Origin of the sequence: Aurantibacter sp. (assembly GCF_039941195.1) — a bacterium.
In the GTDB taxonomy this organism is placed as follows: domain Bacteria; phylum Bacteroidota; class Bacteroidia; order Flavobacteriales; family Flavobacteriaceae; genus Aurantibacter_A.
The window spans coordinates 17,568-32,885 of record NZ_JBDVFA010000023.1 but is presented as its reverse complement, the minus strand read 5'-3'; the positions used below and the strand labels follow the sequence as shown (position 1 = coordinate 32,885).

Annotated in this window: 16 protein-coding genes; 6 read left to right on the top strand and 10 right to left on the bottom strand. The window is 32.2% G+C overall.

Going from position 1 to position 15,318, the window contains the following annotated elements; all coding sequences use genetic code 11:
- Positions 1–2: 2 nt before the first annotated feature.
- Positions 3–857 carry an SPFH domain-containing protein gene (locus ABJF52_RS04315; RefSeq protein WP_348146796.1) on the bottom strand — a complete coding sequence of 285 codons (855 nt, stop codon included), beginning with the start codon at positions 855–857 and terminating at the stop codon, positions 3–5.
- A gap of 93 nt (positions 858–950) precedes the next feature.
- Positions 951–3,200 (bottom strand): transglycosylase domain-containing protein, encoded by a 2,250-nt coding sequence (locus ABJF52_RS04310; RefSeq protein ID WP_348146793.1) that lies wholly within the window; start codon positions 3,198–3,200, stop codon positions 951–953.
- A gap of 187 nt (positions 3,201–3,387) precedes the next feature.
- Between ABJF52_RS04310 and ABJF52_RS04305 the strand changes: the two genes are divergently transcribed.
- Positions 3,388–4,161, top strand: a complete 774-nt coding sequence (locus tag ABJF52_RS04305) for a S1/P1 nuclease (protein WP_348146790.1) — start codon at positions 3,388–3,390, stop codon at positions 4,159–4,161.
- A gap of 172 nt (positions 4,162–4,333) precedes the next feature.
- Here the strand turns inward: ABJF52_RS04305 and ABJF52_RS04300 are convergent, their stop codons facing one another.
- Complete coding sequence (locus ABJF52_RS04300) at positions 4,334–4,927, bottom strand: alpha-ketoglutarate-dependent dioxygenase AlkB (RefSeq protein WP_348146787.1); 594 nt, start codon at positions 4,925–4,927, stop codon at positions 4,334–4,336.
- Between the two features lie 5 nt (positions 4,928–4,932).
- Positions 4,933–5,805 (bottom strand): AraC family transcriptional regulator, encoded by an 873-nt coding sequence (locus ABJF52_RS04295; RefSeq protein WP_348146785.1) that lies wholly within the window; start codon positions 5,803–5,805, stop codon positions 4,933–4,935.
- Positions 5,806–6,038: 233 nt separating this feature from the next.
- Between ABJF52_RS04295 and ABJF52_RS04290 the strand changes: the two genes are divergently transcribed.
- Complete coding sequence (locus ABJF52_RS04290; RefSeq protein WP_348146782.1) at positions 6,039–6,620, top strand: hypothetical protein; 582 nt, start codon at positions 6,039–6,041, stop codon at positions 6,618–6,620.
- A 122-nt stretch (positions 6,621–6,742) separates the two neighbouring features.
- Here ABJF52_RS04290 and ABJF52_RS04285 read toward each other — a convergent pair whose 3' ends face one another.
- The 4 genes from ABJF52_RS04285 to ABJF52_RS04270 all read right to left on the bottom strand — a co-directional run bounded on the left by ABJF52_RS04285 (position 6,743) and on the right by ABJF52_RS04270 (position 9,898).
- Positions 6,743–7,102 (bottom strand): hypothetical protein, encoded by a 360-nt coding sequence (locus ABJF52_RS04285; protein WP_348146779.1) that lies wholly within the window; start codon positions 7,100–7,102, stop codon positions 6,743–6,745.
- Positions 7,103–7,154: 52 nt separating this feature from the next.
- Positions 7,155–7,787 (bottom strand): MOSC domain-containing protein, encoded by a 633-nt coding sequence (locus ABJF52_RS04280; RefSeq protein ID WP_348146776.1) that lies wholly within the window; start codon positions 7,785–7,787, stop codon positions 7,155–7,157.
- Positions 7,788–8,264: 477 nt separating this feature from the next.
- Entirely contained in the window at positions 8,265–9,389 is a 1,125-nt protein-coding gene (locus ABJF52_RS04275; RefSeq protein ID WP_348146773.1) for an AraC family transcriptional regulator, read from the bottom strand.
- 161 nt (positions 9,390–9,550) lie between these two features.
- The gene (locus ABJF52_RS04270; RefSeq protein WP_348146770.1) at positions 9,551–9,898 is read right to left on the bottom strand and encodes a DUF6249 domain-containing protein; all 348 of its coding nucleotides are present in this window, start codon (positions 9,896–9,898) and stop codon (positions 9,551–9,553) included.
- Positions 9,899–10,035: 137 nt separating this feature from the next.
- Here ABJF52_RS04270 and ABJF52_RS04265 point away from each other — a divergent pair, with 137 nt between their 5' ends.
- On the top strand, positions 10,036–10,626 hold the full coding sequence (locus tag ABJF52_RS04265; protein ID WP_348146767.1) for a sigma-70 family RNA polymerase sigma factor: 591 nt from the start codon (positions 10,036–10,038) through the stop codon (positions 10,624–10,626).
- Entirely contained in the window at positions 10,607–11,017 is a 411-nt protein-coding gene (locus tag ABJF52_RS04260) for a hypothetical protein (protein WP_348146764.1), read from the top strand. The genes ABJF52_RS04265 and ABJF52_RS04260 overlap by 20 nt, the downstream gene beginning before the upstream one ends.
- A gap of 2 nt (positions 11,018–11,019) precedes the next feature.
- Here the strand turns inward: ABJF52_RS04260 and ABJF52_RS04255 are convergent, their stop codons facing one another.
- Both ABJF52_RS04255 and ABJF52_RS04250 read right to left on the bottom strand, forming a co-directional pair.
- Complete coding sequence (locus ABJF52_RS04255) at positions 11,020–11,841, bottom strand: hypothetical protein (RefSeq protein WP_348146761.1); 822 nt, start codon at positions 11,839–11,841, stop codon at positions 11,020–11,022.
- Between the two features lie 96 nt (positions 11,842–11,937).
- Positions 11,938–12,666: a hypothetical protein gene (locus ABJF52_RS04250; protein WP_348146759.1), complete on the bottom strand. Its 729-nt coding sequence runs from the start codon at positions 12,664–12,666 to the stop codon at positions 11,938–11,940.
- Between the two features lie 141 nt (positions 12,667–12,807).
- Here ABJF52_RS04250 and ABJF52_RS04245 point away from each other — a divergent pair, with 141 nt between their 5' ends.
- Positions 12,808–14,406 (top strand): solute:sodium symporter family transporter, encoded by a 1,599-nt coding sequence (locus ABJF52_RS04245; protein ID WP_348146756.1) that lies wholly within the window; start codon positions 12,808–12,810, stop codon positions 14,404–14,406.
- 86 nt (positions 14,407–14,492) lie between these two features.
- Positions 14,493–15,308: an inositol oxygenase family protein gene (locus tag ABJF52_RS04240; protein WP_348146753.1), complete on the top strand. Its 816-nt coding sequence runs from the start codon at positions 14,493–14,495 to the stop codon at positions 15,306–15,308.
- Positions 15,309–15,318 lie beyond the last annotated feature (10 nt).

The following is a 15,318-nucleotide window of genomic DNA, read 5'->3' as shown; positions in this document are numbered from 1 at the left end:
TTTTAATGATTTAGTGTTCCTGCATTTACAACAGGCGCGGCATCTTTGTCTGAGCATAATACAACCATTAAATTGCTTACCATGGCTGCTTTTCTTTCCTCATCTAAATCTACTACTCCTTTTTTATTTAGCTCTTCTAAAGCCATTTCCACCATACTTACAGCTCCTTCAACAATTTTATGTCTTGCTGCGACTATTGCCGTTGCTTGCTGCCTTTTCAACATAGCATTCGCAATTTCTTGCGCATAGGCTAAATAACCTATTCTTGCTTCTAACACCTCAATTCCGGCCATTGCCAAACGTTCTTGTAGCTCCTTTTCTAAGGCTTCACTTACCTCATTTAAACTCGAGCGTAAGGTAATATCTTCATCAAGACCTTCATCTGCAAAATTATCATAAGGATACATACTTGCAAGTTTTCTCACTGCAGCGTCCGTTTGCACACGAACAAAATTTTGGTAATCGTCTACATCAAAAGCTGCTTTATACGTATCTGTTACGCGCCAGACTAGAATGGTGCTAATCATAATAGGGTTACCTAACTTATCATTTACTTTTAATCGTTCACTATCAAAATTGCTCGCTCTTAAAGATATTTTTTTCTTAGAATATAATGGATTAATCCAAAACAATCCATTCTTCTTTATAGTGCCTACATATTTTCCGAATAACAAAAGTACTCTTGAACTGTTTGGATTTACTAATACAAAACCTGGTATCATTAAAATGGCAATTACCAATAAAGGTATGAAGGGTGGAAACCGTAGAATTGCAAAAATTCCTCCGGCTAAAAGCACAATAAAAAGGAGCGCCATTGTATAGCCATTCATTGGGCTAATTTCTTTTTCGTTCGTCATGATGTTTAATTTAAATGATATTAAAATGATATCATAAATATATCAAATTAAATAACATAAAAGCAAATTTTTTAGTTCAGATATGAAAATGTTTTATGAACTAGAATTTTTAGATCTAAATTTCTTTACTTTTTTCTTATTTGGATTCTTAAAAAGACGCTTGAAAAACCCATCTCTTTTAATAGGTTCACAATCAAGTACACTTAAAACCGAATTGGATGATCTTGGAAAACGGGCTTTTGTAATAGTATTGAATTCTGGAGTCTGATTCATTTTCTGCATCCAAAGGGCAAATAGGGGAAGGGCTGCGTTTGCTCCTTGACCTAAACTCGTACTTTTAAAACCGATTTCATGGTTGTCCAAACCAACCCAGGTTACATGTACTATTTTAGGTGTAAGCGCTACAAACCAGGCATCTTTATTATTTTGTGTAGTTCCTGTTTTACCTGCAATATCATTGCTTAATTTATAACTTGTACGCAGTCGAGATGCTGTTCCATGATTTATTGTAGATTTCATCATTTCGAGCATAATTTGACCAGTTTCTTTAGAAAATGCGCTTTTCACGGCTCTTTTTGGTTCAAAATTAGTTAAAACCGAATCTTCCTGATTTGTAATTTTTTCGATAAGATATGGAAGTACGGCCTTTCCATTGTTAACATAACTTGCATAAGCACCTGCCAATTCATTTGCATAAATTTCACCGGTTCCTAAGGCTACAGAAGGTTGTTTTGGCAATTCTGAAAACACGCCCATATTTTTAGCCTGAACCAAAACATTATCTATTCCTGTTTTCTCTAAAACTTTTACAGCAACGGTATTAACAGAATTGCTTAAAGCCATTTCCATGGAATAATTAAGGTACTTTTCATCTTTGTTCCCCGAATTACTTGGGGACCATCCCTTTAAATTATCATATTCAACTTCATCTGCAGAAAAATATGTGCAAGGTGATATCCCTATCTCCAAAGCTGCTGTATAAACAATAGGTTTAAACGTCGATCCTACTTGTCGTTTACTTTGAGCAACGTGATCAAATTTGAAATGCTTGAAATTAATTCCGCCTATCCATGTTTTTACTGCGCCGGTTTTTGAATCGATTGCCAATGACCCCGTATTTAAAAACTTCATATAGTGTTGTACGCTATCGATAACACTAGCATTAATGGTTTTATCTCCACTCCAATCGGTTAATGTTGTTGGTTTTTTTATGCGTAGCGAATCCATAATTTCGGAATCATTTAAACCAGTCTTCTTTAATTTTTTATACGTATTAGTGCGCTTAACATGTTTGTCTATAAGTTTTTTGTCTTTTAACCATGGGGCATTTTTACCATAACTTTTTTCAAATTTCTTTTGTAAAGAAGACATATGTTTTACCATTGCTTCTTCGGCAAAACGCTGCATTTTAGAATCTAGCGTAGTATAAATTTTTAGTCCAGATGTATAAATGTTGTAATCGTTTCCTTCTTCTTTTTGTTTACTTGTCCATTGCAATAATTTCTTTCGAACCTCTTCTCTAAAATATGGAGCTAAACCTTCCGAGTAATCAAAATCTCTATAGTTTAATTGTAAGGGTTTTTCTATAAGACTTATTTTTTCATCCTCAGAAATAAAATTGCTTTTAGCCATGGATTGAATAACCAAATTGCGCCTTTCTAAACTTTTTTCAGGGAATACGCGAGGATTATATCCGTAGGTAGCTTTTAGCATTCCCACTAATACCGCAGCCTCATCTACAGAAAGTTCTTGTGCTTTTTTGTTGAAAAATTTTAAAGAAGCACTTTCAATTCCAAAGGTGTTATCCCCAAAAGAAACAGTATTTAGATAATGCGTAATAATTTCATCTTTAGCATATAGTTCCTCCAAGCGGTTGGCAATAAACATCTCTTTTACCTTGTTAACAGCTATATTAGTTTTTTTACGTTCGCGTCTAGGATAAAGATTTTTTGCTAATTGTTGTGTAAGTGTACTTCCACCACCAGAAGATTGGTCTTGTAGCAGAATTGTTTTTACTGCTACTCGCATTAAGCTTTGGTAGTCTATACCTGTATGTTCATAAAAACGCTCATCTTCAATCGCAACTAATGCTTGAACCAAATGTTCGGGTATTTTCTCAAAAGAAATCGGTTGTCTATCGAATAAATAATATTTACCAATTAATACACTATCTGCAGTATATACCTCTGAAGCTCTTTGGTACTGAAAATCGGAAAGTTCGCTTTTAGTGGGCAGTGCGCCCCATATTCCAATTCGAACACTTAAAATAAAAAGCATCACTACTATAATGCCTGTTAAGCAGATTATTATTAAATACTTGAATAATTTTCCTTTTTTCAACACTTCTTATTGTATTAAGACTGCAAGATCAAATTAAATTTTTGAATGGGACGCAATCTTAACATTAGATTTTATTCCTCTAATTTAAATTTGAGATGCAAATTAATTATAACATATAGATCATAAATAAAACAGCTCGTAATTAAAAGAATTATTTTTGCGTATTGTTAGGTGATATTAAAATTACAGGATGAAAAGAACTTTTATACTACTATTATTATCAATTCAATTTGTATCTGCTGAAGTTCCCGTTTGGTCCAAAACAGGTCACAGAACTATAGGTGAAGTAGCGCAACCACATTTAAAGGGGAAAGCTAAAAAAGCGATTCGTTATTTATTGCAAGGAAAAAGTTTAGCTGCAGTAGCTAATTTTGCCGATGAAATAAAAGCAGATTCTATTTATAGAAAATTTAATGCATGGCACTACGCTAATATTGCTGAAGGAAAGGATTATGGTGATGATGCACCTAATAAGTATGGTGATTTAGTTACCGCAATAAATGACTGTAAACGAATTATAAAAGATAAAAACAGCACTAAAGCTGATAAGACATTTTATTTAAAAATGTTGATTCATTTTATAGGTGATTTGCATCAACCAATGCATGTAGGTAGATTGGAAGATAAGGGTGGGAATAATATACAATTGCAATGGTTTAATAAAGGTACTAACTTACATAAGGTATGGGATAGCAATATGATTAATGATTATGGCATGAGTTATACGGAGTTAGCAGCTAGTTTACCGGTACTTAATAAGCAAGCGGTAAAAGAAATTCAGAAAGGTGATATTTTAGATTGGGTTGAAGAATCTCAAGAAATTGCAGACCGTATTTATAATTCAGTTGAAATTGGCGATAAACTCTACTACCGCTATAGTTATGTTTGGTGGGATACGGTAGAGACCCAATTACAAAAAGGCGGACTACGATTAGCTAAAGTACTTAACGATTTATTTAATTAATTTTCTTTAGGATTGGAAACTCACCAAATTCTGGCATGCGATTTGCATAGTATAGATTGGAGTTGCGAGTGAGGAAATTAATATGAATTACCAACAGATTAAAGATAGTTCTCAGCTTCTTATCATAGGTTATAAAAAGACGTCTGGTTGCGAGTAGCAAGCGGACGTCTTTTTATTTAATAACTCTAAAAGTAAGATTTATTCTTTCTGAAATGGGCTTCGCTGTTTTCGCAATTTGATGCTGCCAATGCTGTTGGGTTACTCCTTTCATTAACAATAAGCTTCCATGCTGGAGAAGAATTTTACGTTTTAATTTCTTGTCCTCTTTATTCCTGAGGTGGAAAAAACGTTCTTGGCCCAAAGTTACTGAGGCAATAACCGGATTTATACCTAGTTCTTTTTCATTATCAGAATGCCAACCATTACTATCATTTCCATCCCTATATAAATTTAATAGGCAGGTTGTAAATTCAATTTTCGAGAACTTTTCTACTCTTTCTTTTATAACCAATAATTCTTTCGAAAATTTGTGCGGGTGCATGGTAATATTCGAATAGGAGTAGGGCATGCTATTATTTGCATACAGGGCTGTTAGTCTTGGTTGCGCATAAACTTTACCAAAAACCTTTATATTGTCTTGTTGCCAAGGTACATGTGTTTTTAAAACATCAAAGTAGTAGTTGGACTCCTCAATAGTTAAGAAATCTTCAAAATAAGTTAAATCACTATCTGGTAACTGTAAACGATATGGCCCTGACTTAAACAAACATTTTAATTAATTACTTGTCGCAATTGATTTCTATACTGTGATGGATTTTGACCCGTAAATGCTTTAAACGATTTATTAAAATGCGAAAAGTTGTTAAAACCACATTCAAAACATACCTCGGTAATACTTAAAGGTTGCTCTGCTAATAATTTTGATGCATGTACCAAACGATACTCATTTACAAATTGAGTAAAAGTTTTATTCGTAATTTTTTTGAAATACCTGCAAAAAGAAGGTATGGTCATGCTAACCAAATTAGATATCTCGTCTAAAGTGATTTCTTCTTTAAAATTGGACTTTACATGGTTGAAGACAATATTAATACGGTCATTATCCTTAACATCGGCAGCCATAGAAAAACCTGTGGCATTTAAAATGCGATGTTCTTCAGTAGTACTTAAACAATTTAGTACTTTTAATATAGATAATAAACGGTCAAAATTAGATTTCTCCTCTAATTCTTCCATCATTGCACCAAGTCTAGTTTTAGTCTCCCCAAAGAAAACCACACCAGCTTGCGCTATTTGAAAAAGGTTTTGGATTTTTTCCATTTCAGGAATACTAAAGAATTCATTTCCTAAGAAATCCTTTTTCATCTGAATAACAGTCTCATTCCTATTACCCGTTAATTCATCGGTAAATCCACAATGGGGTAAATTACTACCTATTAATATAAGGGTACCGTTAGTATAATAAGAAAGGTTACTACCAATTTGGCGCTTTCCTGCACCACCATTTACATATACCAGCTCTATTTCTGGATGATAGTGCCAAACATTGTTTTTGTTCAGTCTGTTTTTGTCAAATCTTTGATAAGTAAATGAATTACCAAAGTTTGGTTCTATCGCCTCGTAGGTTGGCTTAAGATTAATCATAAATAACAATTTTTATACAAAATTAAATACACCTTTTGGACTACATCTCTATAGAATTACCTCAAACATATGCTAAATTACCCCTTTGCATTTAATTAACCTAGCATTGTGTTAATATAACACACAAATCGGGAAAATCTGTGGTAGTCCACCTTGCAGAACTGGGGTATGTTTGTAGTGTAAATAATTCATTAACCTACTTACTATAAAAAGTAAGTATAAATGCAAAAATTATGAAAAAGGTAATCAGAACAGCAGCAGCAGTAGCTTTATTATTTGTTAGCACGTCAGTTTTGGCTAAAGAGCCTAAATTAGTAACTGATGAAACTTCAAAGAGCGTTGTATTCGAATGGGAAGATAACATGGCAAATACATCTTTAAGCTTTATTGATAGCGAAGGAAATACTATATATAGTGATTATGTAATCTCAGTTGAAGATTACGCTAAAAAGTTCAATTTAGAAACTTTAGCATCAGGTGATTATTTCTTAATTGTAGATAATACTATAAGAGAGATTACATATTCAATTAAAATCACTAAAAACGATATTCTTATCGTTGGTGAGAACGAAAAAGTAAAACCTGTATTTAGAAAAGAAGAAGGTGTAGTATATATGAACTACCTAAATGTTTCTAAGGAGCCAGTTGAAGTTTTTGTTTATGACACTACAGGTCGTAAACTTTTCACAGAAACTTTCGAGAATGAAATGGCTGTTGCAAAAGTATTTAATTTCAAAGACGCTTTTGAAGGTGAGTATTCTATCGTAGTAAAAAGCGATTCAGATACTTTCTACGAAGGGGTTTCAGTAAAATAGTTGATTAAGTTAAGTTAAGTTGAGTTGAAAGTGAAAACCGAAGGCATGAGCACCTTCGGTTTTTTTTATGCTTAAAACTGACCTAAATAATCTTGGGCTAATAGTTGTAAAACCTTATTAGCTTAATATTTTAAATAAATAGAAGCCCAGAACATTAATGCAACTTGTAATGGTATGCGCCAAATTAACACCCATTTTGGAAGACCCATTCCAGCTCTTTTATTATATAACATGTGAAAATGTACGGGTAAAAAGAAAACTAACATTGCAATAATTAAGTATAAAGCAATGTTCTTAGTTGCTGTAAAACAAATAGCCAGGCCCAGTACAATTTCTATTAAACCGGTAAACAATACTAAGAATTTATGACCTGGTAAATAACTGGGCAAAATGCGTTTATACACTCTAGGTTTAATAAAATGCATGATTCCGGCTCCTATATAGGCTACTGCCATAAGGTATAAATGCCAAGGAAATTTCATGTTTAAGGCTATTGGTTGTTAGCATTATAAGATATAGTATTTTATATATCAATCACAAAAATTTTTTTAGACGTTCGCGTTTGTAGGCTGGTAGCGACAAATTGTTAATTGCTAATTGTAGAATTTTAGGATCTTTTAACCGCGAAATAATAACCTCGAAACTTTGTTTTACAGTTAAAGAATTCTCCGATTGTTCAATTAAGTCTAAATTATCACCAGCACTTATATAACCTTCTTCTAAAATTCGGACATAAGTACCTGAGTAAGCATGTTCAATAAATTCTTTAATGATTTTTGGATTATTAAATCTAATTCCTAATTTATAACAAGGTTCTCGAGGCTGCGATACTTGTACTTTAGTAGCGCCAATTTTGTATATATCACCAATTCTAACAATTGACTCATCTAAATCTGATACCGTTAAATTTTCACCGAACATTCCCCAATCCCATTTTAGATTGGGATATTTTTTTTTCCAATAAGGATATTGATTTGCCGAAAATAGATAGCATGCTTTGTGTTCACCTCCATGATGTTTTCGGTCTATAATAGTATCTTTCTGAACGAGGGATTTTTCCAAGAATAAAGGCTGTGTAACTGGATATTTAAAAATACCGGTTTGTTCTTCTTTTCCATTCCATTCAAAAGTGGTAGGGTTGCCTAAGTTGGTTGATAAAATTTTCATCCACTAAAGTTAGAAAATAGTAACTTAACTTGAACGATAGGTACTATAAAATAAATGACCATTGCGACAATTGGTTAAGTGGAAAATAGTATTTAAAATTGTTAATATATCAATAGTATTCTAGTTTGTTTCTTTCACTTACAATAATATATAATATGTATACTGTGATAATAATATAAGCTGGTAATAGGTATAAATCAAAACGAATTAACGCGCTTTTGATATCTGGATGTAGGTGATAAATATAGCTTTCCCAGTAAATGAAAATCCCCCAAATAAAAATAAGCACAGACCAAAGGTGTATGTTTTTTGACATGAATTAAGAATTGTTGATTATAAGTTGTTATAAAATTGAAGGAATTTGCTTACGTAAAAAATATAATTACGGTAATATTGGTCTTGATTTCTGAAATTGAAACACCTTTTTTCGCACATATTATACTTTTATAGTTACTTATACTGTGCATTACAGGCATATTATTTCTCAACCAAGGCTTGTTGTAAATACTGCGTAGGGGTGGTGCCTGTCTCTTTTTTGAATGAGGAATAAAAGGCACTTTTACTTTTAAAGCCAACTTTATTGCCTATTCCTTCTACACTAAAATGTTCCGCATCTTTACTTTGCAGTACGGTTATGGCTTTTTCTACTCTAAATCGATTTATATAATTATTAAAGTTTTGTTTCTTAATGGTATTAATAGCAGTAGAAACTTTTCGCGGATGTACATCTAATAAATTAGCAACTTCCACAATTGTAAGTTCCGATTCTGTATACAACTCGGTTTCTAATAAATGATTTTCAATTCGATCTACAAGAGTTTTTAATTCTTTATAATCCACCCTTTGTTGATTTTTTAATACTAATGAAGGTGTAGCCGTAGTTTTGTTATTTGTGTCTTGTGCAATAACTGAATGGATATTAGTCTGCATAATTCCATAAAAGGAAAGCCAATAAATAATAGTTAAATCGATACAAAGAAAGAAAACCCTAGAATAAATATTTTTTGGCAATAAGTAAAATTGAAAAGCGTAAACAACTGTAGCTATTAGTGCGAAAATTATAAACTGCTTCACCCATTTTAATTCTTTATTTTTAGTTTCGGTATATTGATTTAAAACTTCTCTTTTATGATTCTCTATAAATTTCAGATTCCATATCGCTACCACCCATCCATAAAATAATCCAATAAATTTGGGAGTTATAAACCATGATTGTTCTGCAATAATTAGTTTGGTTTCATAGGGTAATAAAAAAATATAAAGCTGAAAAATAAAATATGCGATTCCTGGATAAAGTAACCAAATTTTGTTTTTCTTTTCTGATAAAATTGATATTTTCTGAGTATATATAAAAAATATTGGAAAGAGTAACCAATATGATATAGTTGGCAATAAGAATAATTCTGGATAAAGTTCAAAAATGTTTAGTTCTGCAAAAACAACAGTTACTCTTTGTAGTGAATAAAGGATTAAAATTAGGCCTAAACAATAGCTATAGTTTTTTCTTCTCTTATTAATCACTAAAAGCATAATGCCAAATGCTAATCCTTGTATAACACCGGCAGAATCCAAAACGGAGATTAAATTTATATCTAAAAACATGAGCAATAGATAACAATGAACTTACACTTTCTGTATTCAATTTACTGAAAATAAGTGGTTTAATTGGTTTTCCAATTTATGTTATACTACTGCAAAATTGTGGGTGTAATAATGAAATATATTTAAAACTTTCGGCCCAACGCATTTTTAATACTACAAACTTATTCCTGCTTTTCTATTTTTTTTGTTAGATAAAAACCGACTAATAATCCGATTCCTGCCAATATAAAAATTGTACCTGGATAGGCAACATCAGGATCAACACGCATTTCGCTTAATATCGCTCCAATAAAAATTCCAATGCCAATTGAGATTAATAAAACAGAAAGATTTAATAAGATGACTTTCCACATAGGAGTATCATTATTTTTCCCTTTCATAAAAATACTTGCGTCAGCTCCTTTTTCAATAAGTGCTAAACGCTCTTTGTTTCGTGTTGTGAAAAATAAATATGAAATTCCGAATACTGCTAATGCTATACTGCCTAGCATAAATACTGCTCCTGCCATAATGATGAATTTAATTGATTAATTTTAAATCGTTTATTGCTTATGACGACAAAAAAGAAAACTTGGTTACACCTTCGTTAAAATATTTTTTCAATATACCTGTAACCAAGTTGCTTTTTAAATCGTCAAATGCACATATGTCAATTCAAACCGACCAATTTTATGTTGATAAAATACTAAAAGGTGATACTAAAGCTTTTGCAGTATTGGTAAACAGATATCGTAATATGGTATTTTCATTAACAATGCAAGTGCTTAAGAATAGGGAAGAAGCAGAAGAAATATCACAAGACACTTTTGTGAAAATATACAAGCACCTTAATAAATTTAAGGGAGATTCAAAATTTTCTACATGGGTTTATCGAATAGCATATAATGCTTGCTTAGATAGAATTAAATTGAATAATAAACATAAGAATACAATTGAATTAAATCAGTTTGCAGAAAATCAAATTGGAACATTAGAAGATGCCTTTGATATTATGGATCGAAACGACCGTGAGTTGGCTGTTAAAAATTGTATTCAGCAAATGCCAGATGATTATGGTGTATTGATTACTCTTTTTTATTTTGAAGAATTATCATTATCAGAAATTTCAAAAGTAATGGGTCTAAGTACTAATAATGTAAAAGTGAAAATGTACAGAGCAAGAAAACGATTAGCAACAATTTTAATGACAACTTTAGAACCCACAATTTTAGAAAATTATGGACCAAAAAGCAGATAAAAAATTAGAGGAATTTACGGAAAAATTAATGCAAGATTTTTCACTAGAATCTCCTGCAATTGATTTTACTACAAAGGTAATGTCAAGAGTCGAAGGACTGTCAGATTCAAAAATCACCACTTATCAACCAATAATTTCAAAAAGAATATGGTGGCTTTTAGGTATTTCTATCAGTGGAGTTATTGCGTATTTCACTTTAGCGAAAAACAACCCAGCAAATTCTACATGGCTTTCTACTTTTACCTTTAACCCTTTGCAAAATAGTAATACACTAAACCTTATCAATATGGAAATCTCTTCTGTAGGTATTTATGCGATTATGGGATTCACTTTTTTCGTAAGTATTCAAATATTAATATTGAAAAATCACTTTAACAAGCGATTGGCTTAACCTTATTTTTGGTAATAAGGTGTGCGTTTCATTAGGTAGTTTAGTGCGGTTACATAATTATCACGTGTAGTGGCTAAAAAAGGAACTCTTTTTACATCAACTATTTTATTACCTCCCTTATCGTAAATTCTAAATAAAACTTTTGTATTAAATTCATCCATAGAGGTACTGTAATCGCTAGAATAAGATTTCACTCTTTTTTTCTTGGCATCTACTTTAGTTGTTGTTGAACCCGATGAAGAAGATGTAGTACTTCGGTAATCCACAGTAATTTTTCCTGTAACCATAATTCCAGCTCCAACTATTTTTGCGATTTCCTCCATTTCATAATCTCGCATATGGTTGGCTTCCGTAATACCCGCATTGCGTAATCTTTTACGGGTAACTTCGGGGTCTTGGTATGCAATTGTATTACGTTCTGGCTTGCGCATTAAGTTATTATAATAAAATTCTTGTGCTTCAAATCCTTCTTCAGGAGCCACTGCACCATCAAAAACAAACTCAAATGGTAAAATAGCTCCTTCGTTAGATTTCATAGGTGGGTATTCGAAATCTGCACTAACTACTCCTTTAGATGAAATACTAGTATTAAATGCTTGTTCACGACCACTTTTAAAAACAATTTTTAATACTTCAGTTTTCTCAACAATGTTTTCTAAATTTTCACCTAAATAACTAAAAGTTATCGTATTCGGTTCAACCTTTTTTACTGTTGCCTCAACTATTTCGCCGTTACCTAAATAAATTTGATCTGAAGCGTTTTGACCATTAGCCTGAAATACTATGCCTAAAAAATATACGAGTGTTACTATTGAAAGTTTCATTTTATTGATCATTTTGTTCATTTACAAAACTATATTCTTCTCTAACAATTTGAAATACCTGAAATCCTGTGTTTTTTGAGTATTCAATTATGATAATTACAACTTGTGGTAATATGGTGTTTGTTTCATTAAATAGTCTAACGTTATTTGATAACTATCTTTAGGCCCTGGTGTAAAAGGAGCCTCTTTTTTAGAAAAAATTTCCTTTCCATTTTTATTGTAGATGCTAAAATTGGTTTCGGTCTGGAATTGCGCTATCTCTGTATTTGGGCTTTGGTTAGGAACATCTGTATTGGTCGTGTTTATAGATATTTTTGCTGTAATTAATATACCAGCTCCAATTATTTTTGCAATTAATGGCAGATCAAAATAGTTTAAATCTTGAGCATCAAAAATGCCAGCTCTATTTAATCGCTCACGAGTGGTTTCAAGATCTTGATAGCTAATTTTATTTAGTTCAGGAGATTTCATAAGTGTACTAAAATAAAATTCTTGGGCTTTTATTCCTGCTTGTGATTTTATTGAACCATCAAATATGAATTCAAACGGTAGTATTGCTCCCTGTTTTGTCTTCATATCGGGATATTCGAAAAATTCAGTCTTGTCATTTGAATTTAGACTTCCATTATTTTCATGGTTTTGCCCTTCATTTTGATGTGTTTTTTGAGGGTAACTATAAACTACGGTGTTGGGTCCAACTTCTTTTGCAATTACTTCGGGATGGATTCCTCCAGCTAGCAATTTATTATTGGTATTATATGTCTGGGCATTAGAAACAAAAATTACCCCTAAAAAAATGCTGATTAAAATGTTAAAATGGTTCATATCGGTTATTGTTAGTATTCAATGACCAAAGTACAATTTGATGCAAATGGATGAAATACCTGATTTCCAGTATTTTTTAATACATAATTGCAGGTATTCGGCTAATTGTCATATTCATGGATTATTCCTATTTTTAGCCTTATGGCTTTATTAACTTTTATATTATTTACAGGTTTTGTTGCGTTTTATGCAACTTATAAATTACGCAAGGATAGATTAGATACTCGGGATGGGTATTTTTTAGGAGGACGTTCGTTAACAGGAATTGTTATTGCCGGATCGCTTTTACTTACAAATATTTCAACAGAACATTTGGTGGGTATGAACGGCTCTTCTTATCGAAATGGAGCTATTATCGTTGCTTGGGAAGTTACTTCGGCTTTAGCATTAGTAATTGGTGCACTTTATTTTGCTCCGAAATACCTTAAAATGGGATTAACTACTATTCCAGAATTTCTAGAAAAACGATTCGACGGACTTACAAGAACATTTGTTGCCCTACTATTAATAATTTCATTCGTAGCTACATTATTGCCAATAGTATTGTATACAGGTGCATTGAATATTGAGGCTATTTTTGAAATTTCTAATTTGCTTAATGTTTCTCAAGATCAAGGTATTCTTGTTACCATTCTAATTGTTGGAACCATTGGAGCAGTTTATGCCATTTTCGGCGGATTGAAAATGGTAGCTTATACCGATACTATTAATGGTTTTGGTTTACTTGTAGCGGGATTATTAGTGCCAATTCTTGCGCTTTTAGGTATTGGTGATGGTAATCTTTTTACTGGAATGGGAATGGTTTTCGATAATAGTCCCGATAAATTTAATGTGGTAAGCGATGAATCTGGAGTAGGGGAAGGCGCACGTTCAGCTATTCTACCTTTTGAGGTTTTGTTTACAGGGTTAATGGTTAATCAACTATATTTTTGGACCATGCACCAATCTATAATTCAACGAGTTTTAGGTGCAGTGAGCTTAGAAGAAGCCCAAAAAGGACTATTATTTACAGGATTACTAAAAATTTTGGTCCCGTTAATTATTGTATTACCGGGGTTAATCGGATTCTATTATTTCGGTGAAAGTCTTTATGATAACCCAGATAGTGTTTATCCTTTATTAGTTAAAAAAGTGCTACCCCTTTGGCTAACCGGATTTTTCGTTGCTGTGATGATGGGCGCAATTCTTAGTACTTTTAATAGTGCTTTAAATAGTGCTGCTACGGTTTTTAGCTTAGGAATATTTAAACGCTATATTTCCAAAGATGCCACTGAAAATAAATTGGTTAAAATTGGTAAATGGACCTCTGCACTTTTAGCAATCTTCGCTATTAGTATTGCGCCTTTTGTTGCAAATGCACCAGATGGACTTTACCAGCTTTTGCAACAATTAAATGGTATTTTTTTCATACCAATTGCCAGTGTGGTGATTGCTGGATTTCTCTTTCCAAAGGTAAATGCTATTGGTGCAAAAGCAGGCTTAGTATTTGGACTGTTTTTCTACGTTGTAATGTATTATTTAATTGAAGTAAATCTACATTTTGTACATATTTGGGGAATTGAATTTGTATTAAACATTGCACTTATGCATTTAGTTTCAATTTTAGTGCCTACGGATAGTAAATTTGAGATGAAAGATGCAGGTGTGTTAGATTTGAAACCTTGGAAGTTCACCAAGCCGTTTAGTCTATTCTTAGTTGTGTTTACCGTTATATTATACCTTGTATTAGGAAACGTTTAGAATTGAATTCTAATTTTATTAAATTAAGGCCCTAATAATTGACATATTAACAATATTTTTTAAAAAACTGATCATTAAATATAGCTATGGAAGAAGAAAAAGCATTTAGAAATTATGAAGCTCCAGATGTTTCGGTTGCTGTAAAAGAGCATTATCGTAAAATGCGTACAAATCAAACCTTAGAATATGTGCAAAATATGCATAAAAAGTATTTGAAGTTTGACAAACCTATGGATTTATGGGAAGCAATGCGCCATCTGAATAAATTAATTGATGTAAGTGATCCGGACTTAGATTTACCAAACATTCAACATTTAATTCAGAGTGCAGAAGGATTACGAGCTGATAATAGACCAGATTGGATGCAATTAACAGGACTTATACACGATTTAGGTAAAATAATGTATATGTGGGGCTCAGATGAAGATGGTACAAGTCAGGCTGAGCAATGGGGCTTAGTAGGTGATGTTTTTATCGTTGGCTGTAAGTTGCCAGATTCTTGTGTTTATCCAGAATTTAATGCACTTAATGAAGATATGGCGAACCCGGAGTACAATACTACTTTAGGTATTTATGAAAAGGGATGCGGTATTGATAACGTAGATCTAGCTTGGGGACATGATGAATATTTGTATCAAGTTTTAAATAATCACAAAGAAAATAAATTACCCGAAGAAGCTATGGTAATGATTCGTTATCATTCTTTTTATCCTTGGCATACTGGTGGTAGTTATACCGAATTGTTAAATGAAAAAGATGCTGAATACTTAGAAATAATTAGAGATTTTAATAAGTACGATTTATATACAAAAAGTCCAAAATTGTATGATTTAGACGAGGTACTTGATTATTATAAGCCAATTGCCGAAAAGTATTTAGGTACCGGGCCAATTTATTGGTAACCTATGCTAT